At 38.3% G+C, this 6,819-nt stretch carries 6 protein-coding genes; all 6 read left to right on the top strand.

The window, feature by feature from the left end; genetic code table 11:
* The first annotated feature begins 262 nt into the window (after window positions 1–262).
* The 6 genes from ACOI1D_RS13885 (at window position 263) to ACOI1D_RS13860 (ending at window position 6,811) form a co-directional block, all read left to right on the top strand.
* On the top strand, window positions 263–1,456 hold the full coding sequence (locus tag ACOI1D_RS13885) for a glycine C-acetyltransferase (RefSeq protein ID WP_422501891.1): 1,194 nt from the start codon (window positions 263–265) through the stop codon (window positions 1,454–1,456).
* A gap of 33 nt (window positions 1,457–1,489) precedes the next feature.
* Window positions 1,490–2,446 (top strand): L-threonine 3-dehydrogenase, encoded by a 957-nt coding sequence (locus ACOI1D_RS13880; protein WP_422501890.1) that lies wholly within the window; start codon window positions 1,490–1,492, stop codon window positions 2,444–2,446.
* A 50-nt stretch (window positions 2,447–2,496) separates the two neighbouring features.
* Window positions 2,497–3,666 carry a M20 family metallopeptidase gene (locus tag ACOI1D_RS13875; RefSeq protein WP_422501889.1) on the top strand — a complete coding sequence of 390 codons (1,170 nt, stop codon included), beginning with the start codon at window positions 2,497–2,499 and terminating at the stop codon, window positions 3,664–3,666.
* Window positions 3,667–4,626: 960 nt separating this feature from the next.
* Complete coding sequence (locus tag ACOI1D_RS13870; protein WP_422501888.1) at window positions 4,627–5,406, top strand: transporter substrate-binding domain-containing protein; 780 nt, start codon at window positions 4,627–4,629, stop codon at window positions 5,404–5,406.
* A 30-nt stretch (window positions 5,407–5,436) separates the two neighbouring features.
* A complete protein-coding gene (locus ACOI1D_RS13865; protein WP_422501886.1) occupies window positions 5,437–6,096 on the top strand; it encodes an amino acid ABC transporter permease in 660 nt (219 codons plus the stop codon).
* A complete protein-coding gene (locus ACOI1D_RS13860; RefSeq protein ID WP_422501884.1) occupies window positions 6,089–6,811 on the top strand; it encodes an amino acid ABC transporter ATP-binding protein in 723 nt (240 codons plus the stop codon). Before ACOI1D_RS13865 ends, ACOI1D_RS13860 begins: the two co-directional genes overlap by 8 nt.
* The last annotated feature ends 8 nt before the right edge of the window (window positions 6,812–6,819 follow it).

The following is a 6,819-nucleotide window of genomic DNA, read 5'->3' as shown; positions in this document are numbered from 1 at the left end:
ATATAAATATGAAACCGCTATCAAAAAAATAGACTAAATCAATACAAAATAAGGGACTTAAAAAAACTCCCACAAGTACTTGACTCAATCCTGTATATGTAACTTATTAAACATAACTAGTGAAATATGGTAAACTGTTATAGGAACTGCTTCCTGCTAATGATAGGTTTTATTGAAAAGCAGGTAATTAAAATTGTTAGCAAAGCATCAGTAAACATGCCGATTTTAATAAAAAAGAGCGCTTACATAAGGAGGAATAATTATGGCTAGTAAAGTATTACATTCATTTTTAGAAGAAAATATTGCGGACTTAAAAGAAAATGGTCTTTATAATGAAATAGAACCTGTAGAGGGTCCTAATGGTCCAATTATTAAGATAGATGGTAAAGATTTAATTAACCTGTCTTCAAATAACTATCTAGGACTTGCAACAGATGAACGCTTAAAGAAGGTAGCTAAAGAAGCGATTGATTCACACGGTGTTGGTGCGGGCGCGGTTCGTACAATCAATGGAACGTTAGATGTACATATTGAGCTTGAGAGAAAGCTAGCTGAATTCAAGGGTACAGAAGCAGCAATCGCGTACCAGTCTGGTTTCAATTGTAATATGGCTGCAATTTCTGCTGTAATGGACAAAAATGATGCTATCCTCTCTGATGAGTTGAACCACGCTTCTATTATCGACGGTTGCCGTTTATCAAAAGCTAAAATAATTCGTGTTAATCATTCTGATATGGAAGATTTACGTAAAAAAGCAAAAGAAGCGGTTGAGTCTGGAGACTACAACAAAATCATGATTATTACCGATGGTGTGTTCTCTATGGACGGTGATGTAGCGTTACTTCCAGAAATTGTAGATATTGCTGAAGAATTTGATTTAATTACTTACGTCGACGATGCTCACGGATCAGGAGTAATGGGTAAAGGAGCTGGAACAGTTAAACATTTCGGCTTACAGGACAGGATTGATTTCCAGATGGGGACCCTATCAAAGGCAATTGGTGTAGTAGGCGGATATGTAGCTGGAAAATCAAATCTGATTGATTGGCTAAAAGTTCGTTCTCGCCCGTTTTTGTTTTCAACAGCAGTTACGCCAGCAGACGCAGTAGCAAGTACGAAAGCAGTGGAGTTATTGATGGAAAGCACAGAACTCAATGAAAAGCTGTGGAAAAATAGTGAGTATTTAAAAGATGGATTGAAAAAGTTAGGATTTGACATTGGAAACAGTGATACCCCAATTACACCATGTATTATTGGAGATGAACTAGCTACACAAAAGTTTAGCAAAAGATTGTATGAAGAAGGAGTGTACTGCAAATCGATTGTATTCCCTACAGTTCCAAAAGGGACCGGGCGTGTACGCAATATGCCAAGTGCTGCACACACAAGAGAAATGCTGGACGATGCATTACAAGTCTATAAAAAAGTTGGTAAAGAGTTGGGAGTTATTTCTTAATAATAATGCAAACGAACTTTTGGGGGTTTAACGATGAAAAAGATTTTAGTAACAGGTGCATTGGGGCAAATAGGCTCTGAGCTTGTAACGAAACTACGTGAGACGTATGGAAAAGAAAATGTCATTGGCACAGATATACGTAAGAAGGATGATCACAACGAAGTGGATGGACCTTTTGAAATTGTGGATGTCACAGATTATGACCGTCTATTTGAAGTTTGCAAAACATATCATGTAGACACATTAATGCATCTGGCCGCATTACTTTCAGCAAAGGCAGAGGCTATTCCAAAAAAAGCTTGGGAATTAAACATGGGTGGGCTTGTCAATGCGCTAGAGGTGGCACGTGAGCTAAATCTGCAGTTTTTTACACCAAGTTCCATTGGAGCATTCGGACCAAACACGCCGAAAGACGAAACACCACAAGATACAATTCAGCGTCCCACAACCATGTATGGAATAAATAAAGTAGCGGGGGAGTTACTTTGTGATTATTATTATTCACGGTTTGGTGTAGACACGCGTGGTGTTCGTTTTCCAGGTCTGATATCTTATGTAACACCACCAGGTGGCGGAACCACGGATTACTCAGTTGAAATTTATTATGAAGCAGTTAAAAATAAATCCTATACCTCTTATATCGCGGAAGGCACATATATGGATATGATGTATATGCCAGATGCACTAAATGCAATCATACAATTAATGGAAGCAGATGTGAGTAAACTTGAGCACCGAAATGCTTTTAATATAACTTCAATTTCTGTTGAACCAGCTGACTTTGAAAAGGCTATTCAAAAATATATTCCCACATTCAAACTTAGCTATGATGTCGATCCTGTTCGACAAAAAATCGCAGACAGTTGGCCAAACCGGATTGATTGCTCAACAGCTAGGAAAGAATGGGATTTTAAAGCGGAGTATGACCTGGATAAAATGACAAAAGACATGCTGGAAAAACTAGAAGCGAAACTTGCGATCGAAGGTTAATGGAAAAATAACCTAACACAAATAAATTGGTAAAGGTTAGGGGGATTAGTATGAAAGATAATTTAGCAGAACATATAAATCCACTTGAAGCAAAGCTTTGGGAAATGAGTGATTATTTATATCACAACCCAGAATTAGGGGATCAAGAATTTAGTTCGATGAAATTACTAGTAGAATTTTTAAAAGAACATCGATTTGAAATAGAAACTGGAATTGTAGATAGACCAACTGCATTTAAAGCTGTATATGATAGTGGCAAACCAGGCCCGACTATTGCGTACTTAGCAGAATATGATGCATTGCCAGGTGTGGGTCATGGATGTGGACATAACATGATCGGAACAATGGGTGCAGGTGCGGGCGTTCTTTTGAGCAAGGTTATAGAAACAGTCGGAGGTAAAGTGGTAGTGTTAGGCACACCTGCTGAAGAGACTAATGGGGCAAAGGTACCGATGGCAGAACAAGGTGTATTTAATGATATTGATGCTGCGATGATTTTACATCCATCAGGCGAATCCACGGAAAGCGGAGAATCATTGGCGATGGATGCTATTCAATTTGAATTTCGAGGAAAAACAAGTCACGCCGCGGCAGCTCCTGAACAAGGAATCAATGCACTAGATGGTGTTATCCAACTGTTTAACGGAATAAACGCATTGCGACAGCATGTAAAGTCTGATGTTCGAATTCATGGGATTATAACAGAAGGTGGGCTAGCTGCAAATGTTGTACCTGAAAAAGCAGTAGCTCAATTTTATGTCCGTGCTAAAGACCGTGTCTATTTAAATGAAGTGGTTGAGAAAGTGAAAAAAGTTGCTCAGGGTGCTTCACTAATGACTGGAGCAGATGTTCACATTAGTAATTACGAGTTGAGTTATGACGATATGATCACGAATAAAACCTTATCAAAGCTGTTTACTGATAACCTGGTAGCCTCAGGTATAAAGGAAGTAAGCAAGCCAAAAGGTCAGTATGGTTCCATAGATATGGGAAATGTTAGTCAGGTAGTACCTGCAATTCATCCATACATTGGCTTAGATAACCCTAGTCTTATCGCACATACAGTTGAGTTCGCAGATACAACGACCACCGATAATTCCCATAAAATCCTTTCGCAAGGTGTTATGGCACTTGCTTCAACAGGATTTGATCTAATAGAAAACAAACAAATGCTTGAAATAGTGCAGAAAGAGTTTAATGAAAACCCCTCTACTAGATAGAGGGGTTTTTGATTTGGCTGTTTTTTAAAGGTGATTATTTTTTCTATAAGGTCTGCGACGAATGATACTTTCGTATAACGGTTAATTCCATGGGCCGTGGGGATTTCAGACACGTACTTTTACCACAGGACAAGGAAGAATTTAGCAGTGTTACAACGATAAGGAAATTGGGCTGTATTTCCGTAGTGGTAAGTTACGTTGCAGTTTTTATCAATGGCTGTTTTATAAAACATTGTTCTTTTTGACACAAATTCGATAAACTGCGACGTAACAGCTGTTCTTATTTCCTACCAATCTTTACTAAATTGGTGCTGATCCAAAACGCTGCGGAAAAACACTCGCTTTCCGTGGGGAACGCTTCAGCCTCCTCGGAGCAAAAACCGCTCACTGCGGGGTCTTCAGACTGTTCCTTTCCCACTGGAGTCTCGCATTTTTCCGCAGCTTAGATAGCTTTCTTTTCAAGGGGAAAAACGTCCCATGAAAATACAGGATTCATAGTGAAGGCAGAATACGAAGACTCCTACGGGAACAGCACGAGTCCGAAGACCCCGGAAGAAGCGTTCTTTGCTTCTGAGGAGACTGAGGCCGTGCCCGTGGAAAGCGAAGTATTCTGCCGGAACGGCGGCGTCGAAAGAGTTTTCACTAACTAGCACTTTGCATCAACTGCGAAGATTAAAAGCAACAAAACTTAAGGGAAGAGCCTTATCAATTGAGAGATTAAAACAACAAAACCTACGAATATAGTGCCGACTACCAAAAAATCCCTTAGTGATAAACAGAGAAAGGTTAATAGAGTTTATGAGTAGATAGACATTTCTAAAAAAACTATTAATTATTTTTTTGAAAATAGTACTTCCCAGAAGGGTGTTAATTTGTTAAAATTCATAAATAGGTATAATAAGACATTAAAAGGTATATTTATACCAAAAAAAATTTAATACTATATGGGGGAAGACAACAATGAAAAAGACGATTCTATTAATCATGATTTCAGTGCTACTAGCAGCTTGTGGCAATACTGATAAGTCAGCAGCTGGTGACAGCGAAAATACAGGTAACAAAAAAGAAGAAAAAGTTTTAGAAATGGCAACATCGGCAGACTTTGCACCTTTTGAATCAAGAAATCCTTCAGGAGATATTGTTGGATTTGATATTGATCTAGCAAACTATATTGCGAGTGAACTAGGATACGAGCTTAAGATCACGGATATGAAATTTGACGGGCTTGTAGGAGCATTACAAAATGACCGCGTAGACATGGTACTTGCCGGGATGTCAGCTACCGAGAAGCGAGACAAAAACGTTGATTTCTCTACCCCTTATAATCATTCTGGTGAAATGTTTGTTACATTAAAAGGATCTGATATTAAAACAGTTGAGGACCTAAAGGGTAAGAAAGTCGGTACTCAGTTAGGCACGATACAGCAAGAGGGTGCTGAAAAGATTAAAAAAGAGATTGTTGACTTTCAATTAAAGACGGTTGATGATGGACCGATTTTAATTCAAGAACTACTTTCTAATCGAATTGACGTTGCATATATGGACAAAGCTGTGGCAGATGGTTACATTAAAGAACAAAACTTGACTGGTTTTGCCGATCCGACTTCAAGTTCACCTGGTATGGCTGTTGCTTTTCCAGAAGGAAGTGACCTTGTTGAAAAGGTAAATGAAGTTCTTAAAAAAGCTGAGGAAAACGGAAAGCTTCAGAAACTTAAAGATAAATGGTTAAAAAATAAATAACAATAACTATAAAGAAATGAGGTGTAAGGCATGAATTTGGATTTTGCCCAAATCGTGCCTTATATTCCTTTTATGTTAGAAGGAATATGGGTAACATTAAAATTTGTTATATGTGCAATTATATTTGGGTTTATACTAGGAACAATTTTAGCGTTGTTCAAAATTGGTAATATAAAAATACTGACGTGGTTCGCTGATGTATATACGTCAATCTTCCGGGGTACACCATTAATTCTGCAATTAATGATTTTCTACTTTGCTGTTCCTCAGCTGACAGGCTATGATATAAAGCCATTTGCTGCTGCAGTTTTGGCTTTTGGTTTGAATTCTTCTGCTTATGTATCAGAAATAATCAGGGCAGGTATTCAGGCTGTAGATAAAGGACAAACAGAAGCTGCACAAGCATTAGGTGTACCCTATAAGTCAATGATGATAGACATTATATTACCGCAGGCGTTGAAAAATATCCTCCCAGCATTGATGAATGAATTCATAACCTTAACGAAAGAATCAGCCATAGTTGCGACAATTGGATACTTAGATTTAATGCGTCGTGCACAGGTAGTGGGTGCGGATTTATACCGAAACTTTGAACCATTATTATTTGTAGGACTTATTTATTATTTGCTAGTTATGTGTCTGACTATGCTAGGCAAAATGCTTGAACGGAGGCTGAGACTTAGTGATTAAAGTAGAGAACTTATACAAAAAATTTGGAAACAATGAAGTTTTAACAGATATCTCTGCAGAGGTAAAAGAAGGAGAGGTTGTGTCAATCATAGGTCCATCGGGATCTGGAAAATCAACCCTACTTCGGTGCTTAAACATGTTAGAAAATCCAACAAAGGGTTCCATATATATTAATAACGAGAACTTAACCGATCCCAAGACCAATATAATGAAAGTCCGTGGCCAAATAGGAATGGTCTTCCAACACTTTCATCTTTTCCCTCATTTAACTGTACTTAAGAATTTGACCTATGCGCCGATTAAGGTGAAAGGCTACAGTAAGAAAGAAGCTGAAGAAAAGGCATATGATTTGTTGATCAAAGTAGGACTCACAGATAAGGATTCTTCTTTCCCGAGCAGTCTATCCGGTGGGCAAAAGCAGAGAGTAGCTATTGCTAGAGCTTTAGCAATGGAGCCTCAACTAATGTTATTTGACGAGCCAACATCTGCACTTGATCCAGAAATGGTGAAAGAGGTACTGGATGTTATGAAAGACCTTGCGCAATCAGGAATGACGATGGCAGTAGTTACGCATGAAATGGGATTCGCTCGTGAGGTTGCTGATCGTGTACTGTTCCTTGATCATGGCTATTTAATAGAAGAAGGAGAGCCAAATCAATTCTTTACTAACCCAAAAACAGATCGAGCAAAGGGCTTTTTAGAAAAAATATTATAAAAGTTTAA

This window comes from Virgibacillus sp. DJP39 (genome assembly GCF_049310925.1).
Taxonomy (GTDB): domain Bacteria; phylum Bacillota; class Bacilli; order Bacillales; family Amphibacillaceae; genus Virgibacillus_F.
The sequence above is the reverse complement of the archived record's forward strand: the minus strand, read 5'-3'. Positions and strand labels throughout refer to the sequence as shown.